Genomic DNA, 22286 nt, shown 5'->3' with positions numbered 1-22286 from the left:
CCGATCTGCGCCAGCACCGCCGGCACGTAATCAATGCCCGACTCAGGAGGTACCTGTGAGTTCCAGCCCCGACATTGCCGAGGAGATACGCGTCATCGACAAAGGTGCTCCACCCGCGCGGTTTGCCCGCGGATGGCACTGCCTGGGCCTCGTCCGAGATTTCAATGATGGGAAGCCGCATAAGGTTGCTGCCTTCGGAACGGATCTCGTGGTATTTGCCGGCGAGGACGGAAAACTCAACGTGCTCAACGCGTATTGCCCCCATATGGGTGGCAACCTGGCCGAGGGCATGGTGAAGGGGAACACCATCGCCTGCCCATTCCATGACTGGCGATGGCAGGGCAACGGAAAGTGCGCGGCAATCCCGTATGCGCGTCGCGTACCCCCGCTTGCCCGCACAAAGACCTGGCCGACCATGCAGGCCAGCGGGCAGTTGTTCGTGTGGAACGATCCGCAGGGCGGCAAACCGCCGGAGGAACTGGCCATCCCCGAGATCGCGGTGTATGGCGACTCCGGTTGGACGGATTGGGTGTGGAACTCGGTTGATGTCGAGGGTTCGCATTGCCGGGAAATCGTCGACAATGTGGTCGACATGGCACATTTCTTCTACGTGCACTACGGCATTCCGACCCACTTCCAGAACGTCTTCGAAGGGCACACGGCGACACAATTCATGCGGTCGATGCCTCGGGCCGATGCCGTCGGAGTGAGTGATTCAACCAACTATGGTTCCGAGAACCGCTCGGATGCCACATATTTCGGGCCCTCCTACATGATCGATCAGCTCTGGGGTGCTGGTGGGGATCTCACGGGCGAACCCGGCATGTACCTGATCAATTGCCACTACCCGATCACCCCCACATCGTTCCGCTTGCAGTACGGGGTGATTGTGAAGAAGGCGGAGGGGATGGCTGATGAGGCTGCCAACGACATTGCCAACGCCGTTGCCAACGGGATCGCGATCGGATTCGAACAGGATGTCAAGATCTGGAAGTCCAAGTCCCGCATAGATAACCCTCTGCTGTCGGAGGAGGACGGGCCCGTCTACCAGCTCCGCCGTTGGTACGAACAGTTTTACGTCGACGTCGAGGACGTCACACCAGAGATGGTGAATCGCTTCGAGTTTGAGATCGACACCGAGCGTGCCGTGAACAGTTGGCAGGCCGAGGTGGAAGAGAATCTCGCCGCCGGCCGCACGGCCTTCGGTGAGAGTGTGTCCAGCCAGTCCGAACCTGCGGCCAATACCAACGCCTGACAACATACCGGCCGCCCGGTCGGCGGTTCCATCCATCTTGATTCAGGAGTCATCATGACCCACGAAGTGCTTGACAACATCGAAGCGATCGCCGACGAATTGCGCGCGGGCGGAGCCGAAGCGGAGTCCCTTGGCCGGTTACCCGACGATATGGCGAAGAGCCTGCGCCATGCAGGGATCATCCGCATGTTGCAACGCAAGAAGTACGACGGATTCGAGGCGCATCCGCGGGAGTTCGCCGAGGCGGTGATGCGGACGGCGAGCCTGTACGGCTCGGCAGGTTGGGTCGGTGGAATCGTCGGGGTTCATCCGTGGCAGCTCGCGTTTGCGGATCCGAAGGTGCAAGACGAGGTGCTCGGCGACAACAGCGACACCTGGCAGGCATCGCCGTACATGCCCGGAGGCGTCGCAGTACCTGCTGATGGAGGTTATGTGCTGAACGGCCGCTGGCAGTTCTCTTCGGGCACCGACCACTGCGACTGGATCTTTCTCGGTGCCATGGTGGGCGATGCGAAGGGTGCTCCGATCATGCCCCCGCAGGGTCTGCACGTCATCCTGCCTCGCACCGATTACGAGATCGTGGCCGACTCATGGGATGTCGTCGGACTGCGTGGGACCGGCAGCAAGGACGTGATCGTGAAAGACGCATTCATTCCGAGCTACCGGGTGATGGACGCAGGGAAGGTGATCGACGGAACGGCGGCCAAGGAGTACGGAGCCACCGAGACCCTGTACCGGATGCCGTGGTCAACGATGTTTCCACTGGGGATCACGTCAGCCACCATCGGTATCTGCGAAGGGGTGTTGGCTGCCGGAATCGTGTACCAGCGCAACCGTGTCGGTGCGGCCGGCAACGTGATCAAAGACGATCCCTACGTGTTGCATTCGCTCGGTGAGGCAGCTGCGGAGATCGATGCCGCACGGCAACAGGTGCTGGCGAACGTCGACCGGGTCTGGGACCTGGTCGATGCGGGCAAGGAAATCGACTTCCCGATGCGCGCCGAGATCAGGCGTAATCAGGTTCGTGCGGCGTGGCGTGCTGTCCGTGCGGCGGACGAGATCTTCGACCATGCCGGCGGGAACTCGCTTCGAATGGACAATCCGCTGCAGCGGTTTTGGCGTGACGCGCATGCCGGCTTGCATCACGCGATCCATGTCAGCAGCACGCCCTATCATGCCGCTGCGATGGCCTCGCTGGATGTCGAAGTGCCTGCGGGTCCTCTTCGGGTGATGATCTGAATCCTAATTCGGCCGGCCGCTCACCACACACTTTTTCTTGAAAGGAGTCTCCGATGACTGAGATCAGAGGACTCGGTTATGTCCGGGTCCAGGCGACCGACATCGAGCGTTGGCGCACTTTGGCTTTCGATGTTCTCGGCTTTGCGCCGGGTTCGGGTGTTGAAACCGACGCCCTGCACTTCCGGATGGACGAGCGGGCGTCCCGGCTCACGGTCGAACCAGGCGATGTCGACCGGGTCACGGCAGTGGGATGGGAGGTGCGTGACGGGCAGGCGTTGCGACGATTGGCAGCCACTTTGGACGATGCCGGTGTCGAATACCATTTGATGCCACAAGAGTTGGCTGATGCGCGCCGCGTAGAGAGCGGCCTGTGCCTGACAGATCCGGGTGGAACTCCCCTCGAGTTCTTCTACGGAGCAGTGCTCGACCACAGCCCAGTTGTGACGAAATATTCGCAGACGTTCATCACCGGTGCCCAGGGTCTCGGCCACGTGGTGATGCCGACGGCGAACTTCGACGAATCGTTCCGGTTCTATACAGAAACACTGGGGTTCTTGTCCCGCGGCGCGTTTCGAATGTCCCCGGTGGGAGTCAATCCTCCGATGCGCATCCGGTTCATGGGAGTCAATCAGCGCCACCACAGTCTCGCACTGATGCCGGCGATGGAAGGTCGAGACCCGGGAGTGATTCACGTGATGGTCGAGGTCGACTCGCTCGACGCGGTCGGCCGCGCCTATGACGAGGTGGTGAAGCATGATTTCCCGGTCTCTTCGACGCTCGGGCGGCACACCAACGACAAGATGATCTCCTTCTATGTCCGGGTGCCGGGCGGTTGGGATATCGAATACGGCACCGAGGGCATGTTGGTCGACGAGTCGTACTACACCGCTGAGGAAATCACGAAAGACAGCTATTGGGGTCACGAGTGGTTGTGGGCCAAAGAGATCGCCGCCGCGCAGAAGGCTGCCGGTACCGGAGACGGTGACATTGAACTCGCAGTCGATGACTCCGAGGCGCAGAGGGTTGACGTCAGCTCCTGAGCTGCCTCTGCAAAGTGAATTACTTTGTCTACCTTTTGCACAACGATCGAAGATCTCAACAAGGATGTGAGCGGTGTGACTACCCAGGACAGCGATTACGACGTCGTCGTAGTCGGGGCCGGATTGTCCGGTTTGTACGCGGTCTACAAGCTACGTGAGCTCGGTATGCGGGTGCACGGCTTCGAATCGGCCGAGGGAGTGGGTGGTACCTGGTACCACAATCGTTACCCTGGTGCGCGCTGTGATGTCGAAAGCATCGACTACTCCTACTCGTTCGACGCCGAACTCCAACAAGAGTGGACGTGGACCGAACGGTTCGCGACGCAACCGGAGATTCTGGCCTACCTCGAACATGTTGCCGACCGGCATTCTCTGCGCGGAGCATACGATTTTCTGACCCGCGTCATGTCGGCCGTCTACGACGAGGACAGGCGCTTCTGGATGGTCACCACGGATACTGGAACAACGGTGACCACCCGCTTCTGTATTTTTGCGACCGGAGTGTTGTCAGCGACAAATCTGCCCGACATACCGGGCCGCGATTCGTTCGGCGGCGAGTGCTATCACACAGGCGAGTGGCCGCATCACGAAGTCGATTTCCACGGCAAACGAGTGGGTGTGATCGGCACGGGTTCTTCAGGCATCCAATCGATCCCGGTGATAGCCCAAGAGGCCAATGAGGTTGTGGTCTTCCAAAGAAGTCCGAACTACTCGATCCCGGCCGGTAATCGGCCGTTGACGCAGGAGTTGATCGACGAGATCAAGGCCACCTACCCCGAGCGTCGGCGATTGTCCCGATCGAGCGGTGGCGGAACACCGTTCAACGCCAATCCGCGAGGGGCGCTCGAGGTCGACGAGGCCGAACGCACGAGGATCTACGACGAGTGGTGGCAGCGCGGGGGATACCTGTTTGCCAAGGCGTTCCCGGACCAGACGGCGAACCTGGCAGCCAACGACACCGCGCGTGAGTATGTCGAGGCGAAAATCCGTGAGATGGTCGCTGACCCGGAGATTGCGGATCAGTTGATACCCGACGATCATCCGATCGGTACCAAGCGGATCGTCACCGACGACGGTTATTTCGAGACGTTCAACCGCGACAACGTGACACTCGTGAATCTGCGTCGGACGCCCATCGAGGAGATCATCGAGACCGGTGTTCGGACCTCTAGCTCGATGTACGACCTCGACATGCTCGTCTTCGCGACCGGTTTCGATGCGATGACCGGCGCGTTGGCGCGCATCGATATTCGTGGTCGTGGCGGCAGGACCCTGCAAGAGGACTGGTCGGCCGGTCCGCGCACGTATCTGGGCCTGACCGCCGCCGGCTTTCCGAACATGTTCATTCTCACCGGCCCAGGTAGCCCCAGTGTGTTGGCCAACATGGTGCTGGGTGCGGAGCAGCACGTCGACTGGGTGGCAGGATGCCTGAAGCATCTTGCAGAACACGAGCTCACCACCATCGAGGCGTCCGAACAGGCGGTAGACGGATGGGTTGCTGAATGCAACGCGAAGGCTGCGGGAACCTTGTTCCCGCAGGCGAATTCGTGGTACATGGGTGCGAATATCCCCGGCAAGCCGAGAGTATTTATGCCATATATCGGCGGCTTCGGAAACTACGGCTCTATTTGCGACGAGGTCGCTGGAGCCGGCTACAAGGGATTCGTGCTCACCGGCGCCGCAGACGAGGCGACGCGTTGAGCGCGGCGAAACGCAGACCGGACCTCCATCCGGAAGTCGAAGCGATGCTCGCGGCGTTGGAGTCCGGGTTTCCTGACGTCACTGCGTACTCTCCCGTGGAGGTACGCAAGATCATCGTGTCGCGACGGGCACCGCTGACCCGCCAACCTGATATGAAATCGGTGCGCGAACTCGAGATCGCCGGGCCAGGAGGCGCGCTCGAGCTTCGTGTCTATATCCCACATTCTGGCGACGAGGTCGTGAAACCGGTCATCGTGTTCGCTCATGGGGGTGGGTTCGTCTTCTGCGACCTGGACAGCCATGACGAATTGTGTCGATCCATGGCCGAGGCCGTCGGAGCGATCGTGGTGGCGGTCGACTACCGGCTGGCACCGGAGCATCCCGGGCCTGCGGCCATGGAAGACGTGTACGCCGCCGTGCAGTGGGCCGCGGCGAATGTCGCGGATCTCGGGGGCGATCCGAACCGGCTCTTCGTTGTAGGGGACAGCGCCGGGGGCAACCTGGCAGCGACGGTGTGCCTGGCGACCCGCGATCGCGGCGGCGCACCGATCGCCGGTCAGGTGCTCATCTATCCGGTCATCGACGACGACTTCACCACCGAGTCGTACGCGAAGTACGGGGAGGGCTACTACAACACCACCAGCGCCATGCAGTGGTACTGGCAGCAATATGCTCCGCACGGCTCGCACAGTCCGTACGTGGTCCCGACACGGGCGTCGTCACTGGCGGGATTGCCGCCGGCGATCGTCGCCACAGCCGAACTGGACCCGCCCTGCACGTCGGGAGAGAACTATGCGCGACGTCTTTCCGGTGACGGGGTCCCGGTCGTGGTGCACCGATTCGAGGGACTGTTCCACGGCTTCCTAACGTTCCCGAGCCTGTCTCTGACCGCGACGGCGCGCGTCGAACTGTGGAACATGATGAAGACGCTGCTGGGGACTCCACGACGTGCTGGTCGGAGGGAGCTATGACAGAAAAGCTCGCGGGTCGAACAGCTTTGGTGACGGGTAGCAGTCGCGGTATCGGTCGCGGAATCGCCTTACGCCTGGCGGCGGAGGGTGCGACGGTGGTTGTGACGGCTCGATCGTCGGCACCGTCGGCGTCTATTCGCAACGGCGAGCGGCACATCCTTGGTGGTTCCCTGGATGAGACCGTCACGGCGATCGAAGATCGCGGGGGTACGGCCGTCGCGATGCCCGCAGATCTCGAGGACGGGGCTCAGCGGGATCAACTCATCGAGTCTGTGGTCGACCGCTTCGGCGCCATCGACATCCTGGTCAACAATGCCGGCTTCGCCGACTATTCGACCATCGACGAAATGTCCATGGACACCTTCGACCGGACCATCGAGCACTACCTGAAGGTGCCTTTTCGTCTCAGCCAGATCGCCATCCCACATATGCGGAGGCAGGGTGGCGGCTGGATCGTCAACATCGGATCGTCCACCGGTCTCAGTCCTATCAGGCCGTATCGCGAATACAACAAGACCTCCGGCGACGTCATCTACGCAGCGGCAAAGGCCGCGCAGCACAGGCTCACCCAGGGGCTGGCGGCAGAGTTGGTCGACGACGGAATCGCGGTGAATGCGGTAGGTCCATCGACCGCCATCATGACCCCGGGCGCGCAGACCTTGCTGCCGGAGGGCTATGAGACCGAGCCGGTCGAGTACTTGGCACAGACGGTCCTGGAGATGTGCACCGTTCCGGCTGCCGAACGGACCGGACTGGTCGCGTTCAGTCTCCACTATCCGTGGGCGACCGACACCCCGGTGATGTCGCTCGACGGCCGGACCGAACTCCCGCGCAGAGAACCGCCGGCCTGGGCCAACCCGAACATCAAACCAACCGGACTGTAGCCGCTGATGTGCACCACAGCGCACCTCCGACTGACATCGCCATGTGGGGATGGTCGGACGAGACTTCAAGGAGTGAAATGACTTTCGCAGAGGAACGTTATTCTTCCGGTACCGCGGTGGTCACCGGAGCGGCATCCGGAATCGGGGAGGGCCTGGCCAGGCATCTGGCGAGACTGGGGATGACGGTTGTCATCGCCGACCTCAATGCCGATCGGGCGGCGCTGGTTGCAGCAGAGATCGAGGACTCGGGCGGAAGGGCATCATCGTTCGGTGTCGATGTTGGTGACGCCGTGGCCGTGGAAACGATGGCTGCGGACGTGTTCTCGCGCTATGGATCTGTCGAATTGCTCATCAACAACGCCGGCGTGGAGTCGGCCGGACTGCTCTGGGAGATCGAGCCGACCCGCTGGCAGCGTCTCATGCAGACCAATGTCGACGGAATGTTCTTCTGCCTCAGATCTTTTGTGCCCCGGATGATCGAGGTCGGCACAGCGTCCTGTATCGCCAACCTGTCGTCGGTTGGCGGTCTCAATGCGGTTGCCGTGCAGTCGCCGTACATCGTCAGCAAGCATGCGGTCCTGGCAATGACCGAATGCCTGCACCAGGATCTATCCATACTGAATGCACCTATTCAGGTGAGTGCTGTAGTGCCACACTCCATTCGGAGCGAAATTTTCGTGTCGGCGCAGCGGGAGTCACCCACCACGAACCCGATCGCGAATGCGGTTTTCGAAGTGATGCAACGCGACAATGTGGAGAAGGGGCTTGATGCGTTGCTCGCTGCCGAGCACATGATCGAGCAGATCGCCCGCGGCGACTTCTGGATCTTCTCCGATGACCAGTTGTGCGCGGCGGCCATGAAGCGCCGAGGTGATCAACTCCTCGCGTTCCGGCCGCCCGCCGATCCACGATCCATGCTCGACCGCATGGGCGTGCTTCTCCCGAAAGAAGTTTCCTGATGAGTTCAACAGAAGATCTGAAGACACGGGCCCGCCAAGTGGTGGATCTGTTGGTGGTCGGAGCCGGAACCGGCCTGGCGGCCGCCCTCACCGCCCACGAGGAAGGACTTTCCGCACTGGTGGTCGAGAAGTCCCCATACGTCGGTGGTTCGACAGCGCGGTCGGGTGGAGCCTTCTGGATACCCACCAATCCGTTGCTCGCTGCGGAGCAACCGGGTGACGGAGTCGTGGCCGCCGACTACATCAAAGCCGTGGTCGGTGACTCGGCCCCAGCAGATCGCGGCACCGCCTTTCTCGAGAACGGCAGAGCCGCGGTCGAGATGCTCTCGCGCATGACGCCGATGAAATTCATGTGGGCCAAGGGGTATTCGGACTACCATCCCGAACGTCCCGGTGGTTCCGCGATGGGGCGGACGTGCGAGTGCAAACCGTTTGACGCCTCGGTGCTGGGGGCCGAGCGAACGCGGTTGCGGCCGGGATTGCTGGAGGCGCCACTGCCGATGCCGGTCACCGGAGCCGATTACAAGTGGTTGAACCTGATCGCGAGTCGGCCTCGGCAGGGATTGTCGCGAGCCCTCAAGGCTCTCGCACTGGGCGTCGGCGGGATGGCTCTTAAACGGGAATACATGGCGGGTGGTCAGGCTCTGGCCGCCGGGCTGTTTGCGGGCGCGGTCCGGGCGCAGATACCGATCTGGACCGATACCGCGTTGCTGCGACTGATCGTCGATGACGAAGGCCGGGTGAGCGGCGCCGTGGTCAACAGAAATGGCACCGAAACCGAGGTCGTCGCGCGTAGAGGAGTCGTGCTGGCCACCGGCGGTTTCGATCACAATGTGGAGATGCGCAACAAGTTCCAGTCGGAGCGGTTGCAGCCACACGCCAGTCTGGGGGCCACGAGCAACACCGGCGACGGCATCAGGATCGCGCAGGAGGTCGGCGCTGCGATCGGACTGATGGACCAGGCGTGGTGGTTCCCGGCAGTGGCCGCCCTGCCGGGCAGTGAGCCCGCCGTATTGTTGGCCGAGCGTTCGCTGCCGGGATCGTTGATCATCGACCAGACTGGGCGTCGCTTCATCAACGAGGCGAAGGACTACATGTCGTTCGGTCAGCGCGTGCTCGAGCGCGAACACATGGGTGATCCGGTTGAGGACATGTGGCTGATCTTTGATCAGAAGTATCGCAACTCCTACCTATTCGCCGGTGGTATCTTCCCGCGGCAGCCGTTGCCAAAGTCGTGGTACGACAATGGAATCGCTTACCGCGCCGACTCGCCGGCGGAGCTCGCCCGGTCGATAGGGGTGCCAGAGGCAGAGTTTGCGGCAACCATTACGACTGTCAACGCCGACGCGAGGACCGGGGTGGATCACGAGTTCCACCGTGGTGAAAGTGCTTACGACCGTTACTACGGCGATCCGTCGGTCACTCCGAACCCCAATCTTCGTCCGCTGCAGGGACCTCTCTTCGCGGTCCGTATGGTCCTCAGTGACCTCGGTACCTGTGGTGGCGTGAGGGCTGACTCGAACGCTCGGGCGTTGCGCGAAGACGGTAGTGCAATCAGCGGGCTGTACGTGATCGGCAACTCGGCGGCGAACGCGTTCGGTACGACGTATCCGGGCGCCGGCGCGACCATCGGTCAGGGCTTGGTTTACGGATACATCGCAGCTCGAACCGCCGCGTCGGCATGACCCGACTACGCACCGCAGTGCAAGTGGTGAAGTGGTGGTACGGGGACGGGTCCTGGTGTGATCCTCGCATGTTCACCCCCCTTGAAGCACTTCCGCCCAGCGCGATACCGAGCCCGGCGCCGCAGGTGGTCCGATCACTGTTGTACGCGAGGCAGATACGTTGAAAGAACTGTGAGGAGCATCGAGATGACATGTACTGCGGACGGGTCCGGCGATCAAGCGACGATCCATGTCGGTGCGTCCATTCCGGTCGTAACACCTGACGTGATGCGTAGTGTCCTTGGGCATTTCGCAACGGGTGTGGTTGCGATCACCGGTATCGACCCGGAGGGGAACGTGCCAACTGGCCTGGCGGCCAATTCATTCACGTCCGTCTCGCTCGATCCACCGCTGGTCGCGTTCTGTGTGGCGGCCACGAGTAACTCATGGCCGCGGGTGCGAGCGGCCGGGCGCTACACGATCAACATATTGTCGGAACATCAGGAGAGCATCTGCCGGCAACTCGCTGTTCGGGGCCCGGATAAGTTCAAGGGCATCGAATGGACACCGTCGCCCTCGGGTGCGCCGGTGCTCACGGACTCTCTGGCGTGGATCGAGGCAGAACCCGAAGCCGAGTATCCCGCCGGCGACCACACCATCGTGGTATCCAGGGTTCGACACCTGCACGCGGCAGATCATTCACCGCTGGTCTTCTTCAGGGGCAAATATGAACGCGTGGGCACAGGCCTGGCCGGTGATCGGTGATGGCGATGCAACCGCTCGATTGTGAGCTGTGCGGACACCGTTTTCTGGTGGAGAAGTTCAGTGCGGTGCACACGTCGATCCAGTGGACTTCGGACGCGTCCCTGTGCCCTGAGATCGCCAATTCGAACGATGAGATCGGCCAACGCAATCGGTCGTGCGGTGCACTGCGACGCACGATCGACCGAGCCGTGCGCGACGCTGCGTTGTCGGAGTCAACGGTTGAACTCCCGGCCGGTACGCGTATCCCGCGCCTGCACTGATTCGGCTCGGTGGGTGGGCTCAGGGAAACTCACCTGCCACTCATTGGGATCTTTTGGTACAGAGACGGTTCGGCGATGGCACGCTCAGGTTATGAGTACATCGTATGAAACATCCACTGCCCCTGAGCTGTTCGAGATGGAGACCGAGAACGGCATCCTGCGATACCGTGAGGTCGGTGAGGGGCCGCCTCTGTTGCTGCTGCACGGTTCCGGCCCGGGGGTTACCGGCTGGCGAAATTTCGGCGCCAACGTACCGACGTTCGCGCAGCATTTCCGCACCCTCGTCCTGGAGTTCCCCGGGTTCGGGGTCAGTGACGATTTCGGTGCACCGCATCCTATGATTTCTGCCCAGGCGGCGGTGAACGCGTTCCTCGACGGTCTCGGTATCGATCGGGTCCGGATCATCGGCAATTCGATGGGCGGGTTTGTGGCAACCGACTTCGCACTGCAGGCGCCCGAGCGGGTCGAGCGACTGGTCACGATTGGTGGCGCCGGCACCGGTATTTTCAGCCCGGCCCCCGGGGAGGGGATCAAGCGGCTCAGCGAATTCGTCGAAGAGCCGAGCAAAGACTTGCTCATCGCGTGGTTGCACTCCATGGTCTACAACCCGGCATTGGTCACTGCAGAGCTGATCGAGGAACGGTGGCAGCAGGCGACCGATCCGGCGACACTGGAGAATTCGCGGCGAATGTACGGCCGTGCCGCTCTGGCGCGTATGGCTGAAGCAATGCGGAGTACGGAGACCACTCCGAATTGGGCACGATTGGGCCGTCTCGATGTCCCGACCTTGATCACCTGGGGACGGGATGACAGGGTGAGCCCCGTCGACATGGCACTGCTCCCGATGCGACTTCTTCCGCAGGGAGAAATCCACATCTTCCCGAATTGCGGGCACTGGGTGATGATCGAACAGAAGGCGGCGTTCGAAGACGTTGTGTCAGCTTTCCTGAAACGTTGACAGCGGCGCCGGCGCCGCCTCGATGAGCGGCGCCGGTGACTCGCAAAAGCTGTGACACACGCGATGTTTGACGATGTAGTCGGTGCTCTCCGGATCGAAGAAGGGGTCTACGTGTGCCCAGTGAATCGGGTGATACATGTACGGGCCGAGCAGGTCTTCGATCTGCTCGAACTCCTGCTCCCAGACGTGCGTCCACAGGGTGCTGCCCTCGGCGATGGTGACATGACTGAGCTGCCAGGCACGAATCTGACGAATGTGCAGGGGCATCCGTAGTGTCGCAGCTTCGAACCGTTCCAAGGCGAGCTTCGATGCAGAGTCGTCGACGCAGATCAATAAAGACCGGTAGACGCGTGGTGTTCGGGTCGAATCGCGTCGGCCGGACCGATTGTTCTGGTGACCGTCACCTGAGTACTCCACTCCGTCGACGTGGTCGATCAGTGGGCCGGCGGTCACTGCATCGAGTCGGGTGCGAACCGACTGCCAGGCCTGCTCGTGGTCGAACTGTAGGTGCACCAAAACGTCACCGCCGTTGCGGACACCGGGAAGCGTGGCCGACACCAAGTCGGTTGTGGTCGGCATCGAAGTCACGGCGGCCTGGATACTTTCGATCACAGCTGACACCGCGGCTTGGTCCATCGGGTCGACAACGTGAATCAAGCGGGTGATCTTATACATCGCATAGCCCTTCGATGTCGTCTGCGTCGGCTGCCATTGAACGCGTGCGTTCGAAGATCAAGGGATCGACCGTTTTCCACCACTGGGAGGGAACCGGATCGTGTCGTCCGTTGACCGCTGCGCGCCACCACTCCTGCGGTCCGGCCACCGTCCAGGTCACGGTGACGGTGTGGCCCTCGTCCTCGATCCATACCGGTGGGCTCACGAGCACGCGGTCGAGGGTCATCCCGCGGTCGACTGCGCCTGGTGCATACTCGTTGAGGTAGGCGCCGATGAAGTCTTTGGTGCTCCCGGGTCTGGTCACAACGCGGTCGACGATGTAGATGGTTCGGTCGTTCATGAGAGAGACGGTATTGCCTACGCCGTCCATCGCCGTTCGGCTTTCCCAGTGGCCGGGAGATACGTGATTGCCGTCGTTGCGTGGAATCCCTTGTAAGATCGGAGTTTATGTCGGGCGACGAGCAATTTCCGAACCTTCCCGCGACCAGCTGGGCGGTCCTGGGAATGCTGTCCTTCGGTGAGCAGCTCACCGGCAACGACCTCAAGAAATGGGCAGACTGGAGCATCGGGTTCTTCTACTGGAGCCCATCCGTCAGTCAGGTTTACGCAGAGCTGAAGAAGCTCGAAGAACTCGACTTGGTCAGTTCTCAGATGGTGAATGAGGAGGGCGTGCGTGGCCGCCGTGTCTACGGGATCACGGAGACGGGCCTGAGCGCTCTGCGAAGCTGGTCGCGCGACGCGCAGGTCGAGATGCCGGTCCTCAAACACAATGTGATGCTTCGGCTGTGGATGGGGCACCTTCATGAACCCGAACAGCTCAAAGATATCGTCGCGGTCCATATCGAGAACCTCAAAGACATGGCGCGGCGAGCAAATTTGCACGCCGAACACTCGGAGTCGGAGCCGGGCTGGGCATTTTCTGAGATGAGCCTGCGGTGGTCGAAGCGGTACTACGAAGCCGAAATCGCGCTCGCCGAAGAGCTTTTGGATGACATCGACGAGGCAGCTGCCAAATACCGGCTCGCTGCAAATCTGGATGGCGATGGAATGCCAATCCCTCGTCGACCGGGAATCTGGCGCACGGTCGGCGAGGGAGACGGCGAGGGCACGGAGCGCTGAACTTCGGCCGGCCGAGCGACGCCGATATCAGTCCTCGGCCAGGACGCTGGCCGCGGTGGGGAGCGAACGCAGTAGGTTTCGTCGCTGCAAGGTCGGGGTGACCCGGACGCCGACGGACATACTGCGCCATATTGCGTGCGTGGTGAGTTGCACCGGCGTGATCATCCGGCTGTCGAAAGCCATTGCGCGCATGGGTCCACAGATCGACACCGCAGTGGTTGCTTCGCCCACTGGCCCTATCGGAGAAGCGATACAACCGAAGCCGGTCAGTGCGCCGCTGCGCTCGGTGGCGATTCCGCGTTCGCGGATCAAGTCGTCGCCGGGTTCGTTCCGACCTCCGTACGCCAGCAATGCCTTGCCGAGGGCAGAGCGCACGGCCGGAAGGCGGCCGCCGACTCGGGTCGGGACCTGAGCCGCCAGCCGGCCTCCGATCTTCTCGAGATAGACCACGTCGTCACCGTCGAGAACGGCAAGATGCACGACCATCCCGGTGGTGCGGTAAAGCTGTTGCAGATGCTCCGCCGACGCTGCATGTACACGGTCCTGGTGCACGGCCAGTGACCCCAGTTCGACCAAACGGATGCCGAGGCTGTAGTCCCGCCCCTGGCGTCGCAACCAACGTAGCTGGACGAGCCGATCGAGCATCCGGTGAGCGGACGAGCGGGGGAGTCCGGTGCGAAGCACCACCTCCACGAGGCTCAGGTTGTCCCTGCCATCGAATGCGTCGAGTACCAGCGACAACCGGTCGAGGATGGCGGTGGGAGCCGATTGGCTTTCCTCGGACAAGTCCTGGGTGACAGTCACAACATCACTCCTGTTCGCTCATATACGTCACTGACATGGCTATTTCTATTAGTAATATGCCATAGCGGCGCGCTTTTGTGAAGCAGATCACCGCTGTGGCGACGGCGATGATCGCGAACTGTTGCACTAGGGGGCGGCGAGTGGGCAATTGGTCCCGGTAAAGATGCTGGCCGCGCACAAGTTGCAATGGATGCATAGCGAGCGCGTCGTCGCGTCCTTCTGAATGCGATTGATCAGATCGGGCTCGCGGAGCAAGGCCCGTGCCATCGCCACGAATTCGAAGCCGTCACTCATCGCGGTATTGATGGCGTCGAGGTCGGTGATTCCGCCTAGAAGGACGATCGGGAGATCGAGCTGTTCGCGGAACTGCCGTGCATACTCGCGAAAGTACATCCGCTCGTAGGGGTAGTGCTTGAAAACTGATCTGCCGACCACCTTTACGCCGAGCTTGAAGATGCCCTTTTGTGTATCTGCCATCGCCTGCAACGGCACGTCTCCGCGGAACAGGTACATCATGTTCAGAAGTGACGAACCTCCCGTCAGTTCCACGGCGTCGAGATGCCCGTCCTCTTCGATCATGCGGGCGAAACGCAATGACTCGTCGAGCCATAACCCTCCAGGAACCCCATCGGCCATGTTCATCTTTGCCAGGACTGCGATTTCACCGTCAGCCGCCTCGGCAACAGCCTCCAGAATGCGTCGCGGGAACTCGGCTCGGTTCGCGAGCGACCCACCCCAGGAGTCCTTGCGTTTGTTGATCTTTGGACTGAGGAACGAACTCGCCAGATAGTTGTGGCCCAGATGTACCTCGACGGCGTCGAAGCCCACGTCGCGGGCGTAACGGGTGGCCTGACCATGGTCTGCGATGACCCTGCGGATGTCGTCTTCGGTCGCGGCGTGATCGAAGCCCATGGCCAATGAGTTGAAGCGCGTCGACGGAGCCAGAGATGGTGAACCATTCGAGCGAGCATTTGCCACCGGACCTGCGTGCCCGATCTGGGCGGAGACCTTTGCGCCGGTGGCATGCACGGCGTCGGTCAAACGACGTAGCCCGCTCAATGCTTCAGGGCGCCAATAAACTTGGTCTCGCTCGGTGCGGCCTTCCGGGGACACCGCAAGGTATGCCACGGTGGTCATTCCGACGCCCCCTTTGCCGACGGCGACGTGGAAGTCGATCAGATCGTCGGTGACGAGGGCACCGGTGGTGACCCCTTCAAAAGTCGCGGATTTGATGATGCGATTTCGTAACTCGATCGGACCGAGTTTCGCCGGCGTGAGCGGATCGGGAATCGCGGACAGATCCGCGCGTGTCTCGATGGATGTCATGAAAATGAACTCCTTCTTCTTGGGCTGTGGCGCAAAGGATTCGGGGAATGTGGTAGGCGACAACTCGCCTGATCAGCGCGTCCTGGACGCGGGTGTGGTGGGTATGCGGATATCCATCCAGCCGAGCATGGCGTCGACCGCATCGGCCGGATCGCCGTCGGCGCCGTCCTTGGCCCATTCCAGGAGCGCCAAGAAGGTCGCGGCCTGATAGGCATTGGCCAGGGCGCGGCACGTCGAAACCTGAGCTGAAGGGATACGGCGATGGATGAAGAGTGCCAGCTCGTCGATCCACGGTTTGTATGCGGCGGGAGCCATGGCAACAAGCTCGGGTTCGCCGGAGATGAGTTGAAGCCAATCGGTTCCGATGCGGCGGATGCGGGGGTGGTGGGACACCGAGTGGGTCACCGACGTCCGGATGGCATCGCCGATCGGTAGTGATCGGGAAACGGAATTCAGGGCCTCGCGGAGACGCTCGGTGGCCGGAGCGACACCGAGCCAGGCGATTTCGGCTTTGGAGGCGAAGTGGCGTGAGAGGGTTCGGCTGCTGATGCCGGTGACGGCTGCCAGGTCTGCCCAGCTCGTACTCGCATACCCCCGCTCGTTCCACAGTTTCAGGGCTTTCTCCGCCACCACGGCGGCATCGATCACCGACGGACGTCCTCTGTTGTTGCTCCGGGGTGATCGGGTCTGACTGAGGCCTGGCATGTGACCAGGACAACATTTTTGTCCTAGTCTGTCAAAAAGCTGACGGCCTCCGGTCGTCGCACGATGCAGGGAGTGGCAATGGGTGTGTATGTGGTGACCGGCTCGGCCTCAGGGATGGGACAAGCGGTGGTCGATGAGCTCCGCGCCGACGGTCACACTGTGATCGGGGTCGATGTCGGGGAAGCTGAGATCCGGGTCGACCTGTCGACCGCGGCCGGGAGGCAAGAGGCTGTGGAGCGGGTTCTGGCCGTGGCCGATGGCCGACTCGACGGCGCCGTTCTCGCGGCGGGGATCGGGCCGACTCCGGGAAAGGGGCGCGCGCGAGTCATCTACGAGGTGAATTATCTCGGAGTTGTGGAATTGCTGGAGGGCTGGCGCGACGCCCTGGCCCGTGCGCAGACCGCGAAAGTGGTGGTGTTCGGTAGCAATTCGACGACAACAACACCGGCTGTTCCGCGGCGCGCCATCCGGGCTCTGCTTGTCTCAGATCTGGACCGTGCCGAACGGGCCGTGGCGATCTTCGGCAAGGCGGCACCGTCGATCGCGTACGCCGCCTCGAAAACCGCGGTGAGTCGGTGGGCGCGCCGCGCGGCGGTCACACCGGAATGGGCTGGAGCCGGCATCAGACTCAACGTCCTGGCGCCAGGGGCGATTGCCACACCCCTGCTCCAGCGCCAATTGGCAACCCCTTCGGAAGCCAAAGCGATTCGCAGCTTTCCAATCCCCGTCGGTGGATTCGGTGAGCCGAAGGAGCTGGCCCGTTGGGTGGTGTTCATGTTGTCGGATGCCGCGAATTTTCTCTGCGGGAGCGTGATTTTCGTCGACGGCGGTTCGGATGCCTACTTCCGTGCCGATAGTTGGCCCAAACCGGTACCTGTCGGCCAAATCTTCAGCTACGCGAGGCGATTTCGGGGTCATACCGGGCGAAACCGGATCCTGTAGGAGTCGTTCTCCCAGTGACCGGGAGCACCTATGAGTGCATCGGCAGGCCATCCGCTCATAATCGACCGCTGCCATCTACACGTGATGCGCATCACGGGAAACGACCCGCTGCGGCGACTGCCGCAATCATGCGGGTGGTATTTGCAAAGGAGTCCTGTGTCATGAAACTCGGAAACCGAAATCTTCAACGACGAACCTTCGCCGGCGCGGTTGCGTTGCTATCCATCGCAGCGCTCGGTGCCACGGCCTGTAGCAGCGATGATGCGAGCGGGAGCAATGTTGCCGCCGCGTCGACGACGTCGTTGCCCAGTAACCCGGCCGAAGGCTCGGCGGTGAAGATCGGATTCGTCTCCACGGAGGGCGGTGCAGTTGTATCTCTGCCCGAGGTGCGACAGGCGGCCGAAGCTGCTGTGGAGTATGTGAACAACAACGGCGGTGGCCTCGCCGGCCACCAGGTCGAATTGGTGGTGTGCAAGCAGCAGGAGGATCCGACGTCGGCGACCAACTGCGCCAATCAATTTGTGGAGAAGAAGGTCGCCGCAGTGTTGTCCGGCGGCACATCTCAGGGACCGGCGATCGTACCGATCGTCACTGGTGCAGGAATCCCGTACGTGACGTTGAATGGGGTGTCTGCAGCCGAACTGACGTCGCCAGACGTCGCTGCACTGGGTGCGGGTCTACCTGGGACGATCTCCGCCATGGCGGCCGCCGCCAAGGATCAAGGCATGAAGAGTTTCACCATCTTCGCCAGTGACGGTGGAGGACTGGGCGCAATCATCGGCGCGATGGGTAATCCGATCTTCAAAGCTGCGGGCGTCGGACTGAATGTTGTCCCGATTGCGCTCGGTGTCCCCGATCCCACCCCGCTCGTCACCGCCGGTCTCAGCGAAAAGCCCGATGGTGTGAGTATTGTCGCCGACGCCGCGACCTGTTCGTCGGTGCTCAAGGCCATCCAGACGTCGGACCCAACGGTCAAGAAGGTCCTGCTCCCCACCTGCTTGGAGCCTGATGTGATCAAGGTCGTCGGCATCGACGCGCTCAAGGGCAATATGGGAATCACCGCCACCGACTACCTGTCGGATCGTCCGGATTCGGTGCTGTACCGCTCGATCCTGACCCAATACGCACCTGATCTGTCAGTCACGGGCTCCGGAGCGCTCGGCTACCAAACCGTGATGGCGGTCATCGCCGCCACGAACGGCATCACCGGTGACGTCACCGCCGCCACCATCAAAGAGGCGCTCAAGTCGGCGCAGAACGTCGAAATGCCCGCTGGCGGCGGAATCACCTTCACCTGCAACGGAACTGCATTCCCGCAAATGCCCTCGATCTGCTCCAACCAGATGCTGCTGGGTGAAATCAACGATGACGGTGTTCCGGTCAACCCCACGGTGACCGGCTAAATCGACACATCCTTTTTGCGAGAGAGAACATCATGACTGACCATCTTGCGTACCTGGCGCTCGGGTTGGGTAACGGCGCCGTATATGCCGCCATCGGCCTTGCGCTCGTCATGACCTTCAAGAGTTCGGGGGTCGTCAACTTCGCTACCGGCGCGGTTGCTCTGTATACCGCCTATACCTACGCGCTGTTGCGCACAGGTGAGCTGATGGTCCCGATACCGGGGCTCCCCAAGACGATCGACTTCGGTCGACCTCTTGGGGTGGCCCCGGCCATGGCGATCTCTCTGGTGATCGCTGCAGCGCTGGGAATCTTGTTCTACGCAGCGATCTTCCGGCCGATGCGCAATGCCTCCACCGTGGCGAAGGCGGTCGCTTCGATCGGCTTGATGATCGTTCTCCAAGCGCTCATCGCGCAGCGGGCGGGAACCGGATTGGTGGCAGTCGAACCGATTTTTGCGCTCGACACGATTTCGATCGGCGACAGCACCATCCCCACCGATCGGATCTGGCTGGCCTTGGCAATCGTTGCCCTGGCCGTGATTGCCACTCTCGTGTTCCGGTACACCAGGTTCGGTGTTTCGACCGAGGCCGCAGCCGAATCAGAGAAGGGCGCCTACCTGACCGGACTGTCGCCGGACAAGATTGCCTTCAGCAACTGGGCATTGTCTTCGGCCGTCGCGGGCCTTGGCGGCATCCTGATCGCGCCGATTGTCGCGCTGAATCCCGTCGCCTACTCGATGTTCATCGTCCCGGCTTTGGCGGCGACACTGGTCGGGAACTTCTCGTCCATCTGGTTGACTGTGATCGCGGGCATCGCGATCGGGTCCCTCCAGGCAGAGGCGACCAATCTCCAGGCGACACTCGACTGGTTGCCCAAAACTGGTGTTTCCGAGGGGATCTCGTTGATCCTGATCGTCGGATTCCTGGTGGTCAAAGGAAGGCCGCTGCCGGATCGAGGAAGCGTTGTACGGCAAGCGCTGGGTCGGGCAATGCGCCCCGACCACCTACTCATCCCTACCGTGGCTGCCCTCGCGGTGGCGGTGATCGCACTGTTTGCGACCTCGGGCAGTTGGCGGGCAGCAGTCATCACCAGCATCATCTTCGGGATCTTGGGGCTCTCCCAGGTCGTGGTGACGGGATACGCCGGCCAGGTCTCACTGGCACAACTCACGCTCGCCGGAGCGTCGGCATACTCTCTCAGCAACCTCACGTCCGACCTAGGTGTGCCTTTCCCGATCGCCCCGATTCTCGCCGCTGCATGTGCGACTGTGATCGGCGTGGTGGTCGGACTTCCGGCACTCCGTGTCCGAGGTTTGCCGCTGACCGTCGTCACGTTGGCGCTGGCGGTCTTCCTCGAAGCGTTCTGGTTCCGTAATCCCTCACTCAATGGCGGAGTGAACGGCGCACCCATCGATCCGCCAAAGCTTTTCGGTATCGACTTCGCGATCGGTGCGGGCGAAAACTATCCACGCATCCCATTCGGGCTGATGTGTCTGGCTGTGCTGACCGCCGTTGCGTTGGCCGTGGCCTGGCTACGACGCAGCAGCCTGGGCACCGACATGCTCGCAGTCCGTGCCAATGAGCGTTCCGCCGCCGCCACCGGGATCAACGTTTCAAGGACCAAGTTGATCGCCTTCGCGATCGGTGCGTTTATCGCCGGCCTCGCGGGTGCGATGATGGGCTACCAGCAGACGTTGGCCACACCTGAACCATTCATGGTGTTCGTCGGCATCACCCTGTTCGCGGTTATGTACGTCGCCGGAATTTCGTCCATTACCGGCGGGATACTCGCCGGCATCATGGCACCCGGCGGCCTTCTGTACCTTTTCGTCGATCGATTCCTGAACATCGGTGACTATTACGCGGTAATCAGTGGGCTCTTGCTCATCATCACTGTCATGCTCAATCCCGACGGGATCGCGAGCACCCTGCCGAGGCTTCCGCTGCCGACGCTCGGTAGGAGAAGCAAGACTGAAGACGTTGTCGCACAGGAGATCAGCACCACCGATCTGGCCGCAGCCGCGCCTGTTGGCGGGGAACCGTTGCTGGTGATCGATGACGTCACCGTGCGCTACGGTGCGGTCACCGCCGCATCGGAGGTCTCCTTCGAGGTTCGTCGCGGCGAGATCGTCGGTCTGATCGGACCCAATGGTGCAGGTAAGACGACCCTCATCGATGCAATCACCGGGTTCGCGCCGGCGACGGGCTCCATGCGTCTGGGAGATATCGACCTCGGGGGCAGACCGCCGCACGCTCGCAGCAGGGCCGGATTGGGGCGCAGTTTCCAGGACGTCGAGCTCTATGACGACCTGACGGTGGCGGAAAACGTCACTGTGGGTGCGACGCGGTCGCAATCTTCGTTGGGCGCGGGGGAGCGGGTCCACAGAGTGCTGCATCTTCTCGGGCTGTCCGAACTGGGCGCTGCCGAGGTTGCATCGCTGTCACAGGGACAGCGGCAATTGGTATCTGTGGCACGGGTTCTCGCCGCCGAACCTGTGGTGGCACTGCTCGATGAACCGGCCGCCGGACTGGACAACAATGAAAGCCGTTGGCTCGGTGACAAATTGCGGGCGGCGCGTGATGCGGGTACGTCTATTCTGCTGGTGGACCACGATATGGACCTGGTGCTCACCATCTGCGATCGGGTTGTGGTCTTGGACCTCGGTCGGGTGATCGCTGACGGGCCGCCGAGCGCGATCCGCACAGATCCGGAAGTGCTCCGTGCCTACCTGGGGGTTCCCTCCGATGAGGACGTCGGCACCGATGTGGTGGCCGACAAACTCGCGCCAACGAGTCCCGTACTCACATCACAGGAGACATCGTCATGATTGCACTGGAATGTCGTGCGCTCACCACCGGCTACACGAAGCAGCGGCCCTGTGTCCGCGCAGTAGATCTGACGGTGAAGGCGGGAGAGATCACCTGCCTGCTCGGTCCGAACGGTGCCGGAAAAACCACGTTGTTGATGGCACTCGCGGGCCTGCTGCCGCGGTTTGATGGTGAGGTTCTGGTCGGCGACCACGCCGTCCGTGGCGGTAACCCGCGTGACGCTGTCCGGTCCGGATTGGTACTCGTGGCGGATGACCGCGCGCTGTTCCGAAGTCTCAGCACGGAACAGAACCTGCGGTTGGCTGTGCCCGAGCGTTCCCGGCGTGCCGGCGGGATACGCGAAGTCATCGAGCATTTTCCCTCGCTGGAGAAGCGTTTGAAGGTCGATGCCGGTCGATTGTCGGGTGGCGAGCAACAGATGCTGGCCATTGGCCGCGCAATCCTCCAACGTCCGAAGGTGCTGCTCATCGACGAGTTGAGCATGGGCCTGGCGCCAGTAATCGTCAACGAAATCCTCTCGGTATTAAGAGATTTTGCTACAAACGACGACATGGCGGTGGTGCTGGTGGAGCAACACGTACACCTGGCGCTGCGCGCAGCAGACCGGGCCGCGGTGCTGGTGCACGGCAGCATTGTGCTGGATGATTCCGCCGAATCCCTCCGGTCTGATCCTCGACGGATCGAGGCCGCCTATCTGGGGGAGACCGTTACCACGGTCGCACGATAGCGCGACGTCAAACGATTGCCGGGTCGGTGAGTTCTTGAACTCATCGACCCGGCAATGTTG

The 22286-nt window shown here is 61.9% G+C and carries 21 protein-coding genes; 16 read left to right on the top strand and 5 right to left on the bottom strand.

Annotated elements, in window-relative coordinates; translation table 11 throughout:
* Positions 1 to 55: 55 nt before the first annotated feature.
* The 11 genes from AC1D75_RS25815 (at position 56) to AC1D75_RS25765 (ending at position 11696) form a co-directional block, all read left to right on the top strand.
* Positions 56 to 1255: a 3-ketosteroid-9-alpha-monooxygenase, oxygenase component gene (locus tag AC1D75_RS25815; RefSeq protein WP_495518424.1), complete on the top strand. Its 1200-nt coding sequence runs from the start codon at positions 56 to 58 to the stop codon at positions 1253 to 1255.
* A gap of 54 nt (positions 1256 to 1309) precedes the next feature.
* The gene (locus AC1D75_RS25810; protein ID WP_482137788.1) at positions 1310 to 2494 is read left to right on the top strand and encodes an acyl-CoA dehydrogenase family protein; all 1185 of its coding nucleotides are present in this window, start codon (positions 1310 to 1312) and stop codon (positions 2492 to 2494) included.
* A 53-nt stretch (positions 2495 to 2547) separates the two neighbouring features.
* Positions 2548 to 3534, top strand: coding sequence for a VOC family protein (locus AC1D75_RS25805; RefSeq protein WP_495518161.1), 987 nt, complete (start codon positions 2548 to 2550; stop codon positions 3532 to 3534).
* Between the two features lie 75 nt (positions 3535 to 3609).
* On the top strand, positions 3610 to 5235 hold the full coding sequence (locus tag AC1D75_RS25800) for a flavin-containing monooxygenase (protein ID WP_495518160.1): 1626 nt from the start codon (positions 3610 to 3612) through the stop codon (positions 5233 to 5235).
* 44 nt (positions 5236 to 5279) lie between these two features.
* Complete coding sequence (locus AC1D75_RS25795) at positions 5280 to 6206, top strand: alpha/beta hydrolase (protein ID WP_495518423.1); 927 nt, start codon at positions 5280 to 5282, stop codon at positions 6204 to 6206.
* Positions 6203 to 7090 (top strand): SDR family NAD(P)-dependent oxidoreductase, encoded by an 888-nt coding sequence (locus AC1D75_RS25790; protein WP_495518159.1) that lies wholly within the window; start codon positions 6203 to 6205, stop codon positions 7088 to 7090. Before AC1D75_RS25795 ends, AC1D75_RS25790 begins: the two co-directional genes overlap by 4 nt.
* A 77-nt stretch (positions 7091 to 7167) precedes the next feature.
* Positions 7168 to 8049: an SDR family NAD(P)-dependent oxidoreductase gene (locus AC1D75_RS25785; protein WP_495518158.1), complete on the top strand. Its 882-nt coding sequence runs from the start codon at positions 7168 to 7170 to the stop codon at positions 8047 to 8049.
* Entirely contained in the window at positions 8049 to 9734 is a 1686-nt protein-coding gene (locus tag AC1D75_RS25780; RefSeq protein WP_495518157.1) for a 3-ketosteroid-delta-1-dehydrogenase, read from the top strand. The genes AC1D75_RS25785 and AC1D75_RS25780 overlap by 1 nt, the downstream gene beginning before the upstream one ends.
* A 267-nt stretch (positions 9735 to 10001) precedes the next feature.
* Entirely contained in the window at positions 10002 to 10478 is a 477-nt protein-coding gene (locus AC1D75_RS25775; protein WP_495518422.1) for a flavin reductase family protein, read from the top strand.
* Entirely contained in the window at positions 10478 to 10738 is a 261-nt protein-coding gene (locus AC1D75_RS25770) for a hypothetical protein (protein ID WP_495518156.1), read from the top strand. Before AC1D75_RS25775 ends, AC1D75_RS25770 begins: the two co-directional genes overlap by 1 nt.
* A gap of 91 nt (positions 10739 to 10829) precedes the next feature.
* On the top strand, positions 10830 to 11696 hold the full coding sequence (locus tag AC1D75_RS25765; protein ID WP_482144549.1) for an alpha/beta fold hydrolase: 867 nt from the start codon (positions 10830 to 10832) through the stop codon (positions 11694 to 11696).
* On the opposite strand, the gene AC1D75_RS25760 is transcribed toward AC1D75_RS25765, so the two are convergent.
* Positions 11676 to 12371 (bottom strand): Dabb family protein, encoded by a 696-nt coding sequence (locus tag AC1D75_RS25760; protein ID WP_495518155.1) that lies wholly within the window; start codon positions 12369 to 12371, stop codon positions 11676 to 11678. The two genes, AC1D75_RS25765 and AC1D75_RS25760, sit on opposite strands and share 21 nt — an antisense overlap.
* Positions 12364 to 12711: a hypothetical protein gene (locus AC1D75_RS25755; protein WP_482137803.1), complete on the bottom strand. Its 348-nt coding sequence runs from the start codon at positions 12709 to 12711 to the stop codon at positions 12364 to 12366. The genes AC1D75_RS25760 and AC1D75_RS25755 overlap by 8 nt, the downstream gene beginning before the upstream one ends.
* A 107-nt stretch (positions 12712 to 12818) precedes the next feature.
* Here AC1D75_RS25755 and AC1D75_RS25750 point away from each other — a divergent pair, with 107 nt between their 5' ends.
* Entirely contained in the window at positions 12819 to 13490 is a 672-nt protein-coding gene (locus AC1D75_RS25750) for a PadR family transcriptional regulator (protein WP_482137805.1), read from the top strand.
* 27 nt (positions 13491 to 13517) lie between these two features.
* Here AC1D75_RS25750 and AC1D75_RS25745 read toward each other — a convergent pair whose 3' ends face one another.
* The 3 genes from AC1D75_RS25745 to AC1D75_RS25735 form a co-directional block, all read right to left on the bottom strand.
* Positions 13518 to 14294: an IclR family transcriptional regulator gene (locus AC1D75_RS25745; RefSeq protein ID WP_482137807.1), complete on the bottom strand. Its 777-nt coding sequence runs from the start codon at positions 14292 to 14294 to the stop codon at positions 13518 to 13520.
* A gap of 126 nt (positions 14295 to 14420) precedes the next feature.
* Positions 14421 to 15620, bottom strand: coding sequence for an NADH:flavin oxidoreductase (locus AC1D75_RS25740; protein WP_495518154.1), 1200 nt, complete (start codon positions 15618 to 15620; stop codon positions 14421 to 14423).
* 72 nt (positions 15621 to 15692) lie between these two features.
* Positions 15693 to 16325 carry a TetR/AcrR family transcriptional regulator gene (locus AC1D75_RS25735; RefSeq protein WP_495518153.1) on the bottom strand — a complete coding sequence of 211 codons (633 nt, stop codon included), beginning with the start codon at positions 16323 to 16325 and terminating at the stop codon, positions 15693 to 15695.
* 78 nt (positions 16326 to 16403) lie between these two features.
* On the opposite strand from AC1D75_RS25735, the gene AC1D75_RS25730 reads away from it, so the two are divergent.
* The 4 genes from AC1D75_RS25730 to AC1D75_RS25715 all read left to right on the top strand — a co-directional run bounded on the left by AC1D75_RS25730 (position 16404) and on the right by AC1D75_RS25715 (position 22226).
* The gene (locus AC1D75_RS25730) at positions 16404 to 17267 is read left to right on the top strand and encodes an SDR family oxidoreductase (protein WP_482137811.1); all 864 of its coding nucleotides are present in this window, start codon (positions 16404 to 16406) and stop codon (positions 17265 to 17267) included.
* Positions 17268 to 17428: 161 nt separating this feature from the next.
* Positions 17429 to 18670, top strand: coding sequence for an ABC transporter substrate-binding protein (locus AC1D75_RS25725; protein WP_482137813.1), 1242 nt, complete (start codon positions 17429 to 17431; stop codon positions 18668 to 18670).
* Positions 18671 to 18702: 32 nt separating this feature from the next.
* Positions 18703 to 21498: an ABC transporter permease subunit gene (locus AC1D75_RS25720; RefSeq protein WP_495518152.1), complete on the top strand. Its 2796-nt coding sequence runs from the start codon at positions 18703 to 18705 to the stop codon at positions 21496 to 21498.
* On the top strand, positions 21495 to 22226 hold the full coding sequence (locus AC1D75_RS25715) for an ABC transporter ATP-binding protein (protein WP_495518151.1): 732 nt from the start codon (positions 21495 to 21497) through the stop codon (positions 22224 to 22226). The genes AC1D75_RS25720 and AC1D75_RS25715 overlap by 4 nt, the downstream gene beginning before the upstream one ends.
* The last annotated feature ends 60 nt before the right edge of the window (positions 22227 to 22286 follow it).

It is taken from the genome of Williamsia sp. Y712 (assembly GCF_059445525.1).
Note: the sequence above shows the minus strand (reverse complement) of the source record. Positions and strands in the feature narration are given on the sequence as shown.

Excerpts from the sequence above, each read along its gene's own strand:
- AC1D75_RS25765 (WP_482144549.1), top strand. The coding sequence starts at position 10,830 with ATGAGTACATCGTATGAAACATCCACTGCCCCTGAGCTGTTCGAGATG.
- AC1D75_RS25735 (WP_495518153.1), bottom strand. The coding sequence starts at position 16,325 with ATGCCAGGCCTCAGTCAGACCCGATCACCCCGGAGCAACAACAGAGGA.
- AC1D75_RS25805 (WP_495518161.1), top strand. The coding sequence starts at position 2,548 with ATGACTGAGATCAGAGGACTCGGTTATGTCCGGGTCCAGGCGACCGAC.
- AC1D75_RS25740 (WP_495518154.1), bottom strand. The coding sequence starts at position 15,620 with ATGACATCCATCGAGACACGCGCGGATCTGTCCGCGATTCCCGATCCG.
- AC1D75_RS25810 (WP_482137788.1), top strand. The coding sequence starts at position 1,310 with ATGACCCACGAAGTGCTTGACAACATCGAAGCGATCGCCGACGAATTG.
- AC1D75_RS25770 (WP_495518156.1), top strand. The coding sequence starts at position 10,478 with ATGGCGATGCAACCGCTCGATTGTGAGCTGTGCGGACACCGTTTTCTG.
- AC1D75_RS25725 (WP_482137813.1), top strand. The coding sequence starts at position 17,429 with ATGAAACTCGGAAACCGAAATCTTCAACGACGAACCTTCGCCGGCGCG.
- AC1D75_RS25790 (WP_495518159.1), top strand. The coding sequence starts at position 6,203 with ATGACAGAAAAGCTCGCGGGTCGAACAGCTTTGGTGACGGGTAGCAGT.
- AC1D75_RS25780 (WP_495518157.1), top strand. The coding sequence starts at position 8,049 with ATGAGTTCAACAGAAGATCTGAAGACACGGGCCCGCCAAGTGGTGGAT.
- AC1D75_RS25715 (WP_495518151.1), top strand. The coding sequence starts at position 21,495 with ATGATTGCACTGGAATGTCGTGCGCTCACCACCGGCTACACGAAGCAG.
- AC1D75_RS25785 (WP_495518158.1), top strand. The coding sequence starts at position 7,168 with ATGACTTTCGCAGAGGAACGTTATTCTTCCGGTACCGCGGTGGTCACC.
- AC1D75_RS25755 (WP_482137803.1), bottom strand. The coding sequence starts at position 12,711 with ATGAACGACCGAACCATCTACATCGTCGACCGCGTTGTGACCAGACCC.
- AC1D75_RS25795 (WP_495518423.1), top strand. The coding sequence starts at position 5,280 with ATGCTCGCGGCGTTGGAGTCCGGGTTTCCTGACGTCACTGCGTACTCT.
- AC1D75_RS25775 (WP_495518422.1), top strand. The coding sequence starts at position 10,002 with ATGCGTAGTGTCCTTGGGCATTTCGCAACGGGTGTGGTTGCGATCACC.
- AC1D75_RS25750 (WP_482137805.1), top strand. The coding sequence starts at position 12,819 with ATGTCGGGCGACGAGCAATTTCCGAACCTTCCCGCGACCAGCTGGGCG.
- AC1D75_RS25730 (WP_482137811.1), top strand. The coding sequence starts at position 16,404 with ATGGGTGTGTATGTGGTGACCGGCTCGGCCTCAGGGATGGGACAAGCG.
- AC1D75_RS25720 (WP_495518152.1), top strand. The coding sequence starts at position 18,703 with ATGACTGACCATCTTGCGTACCTGGCGCTCGGGTTGGGTAACGGCGCC.
- AC1D75_RS25760 (WP_495518155.1), bottom strand. The coding sequence starts at position 12,371 with ATGTATAAGATCACCCGCTTGATTCACGTTGTCGACCCGATGGACCAA.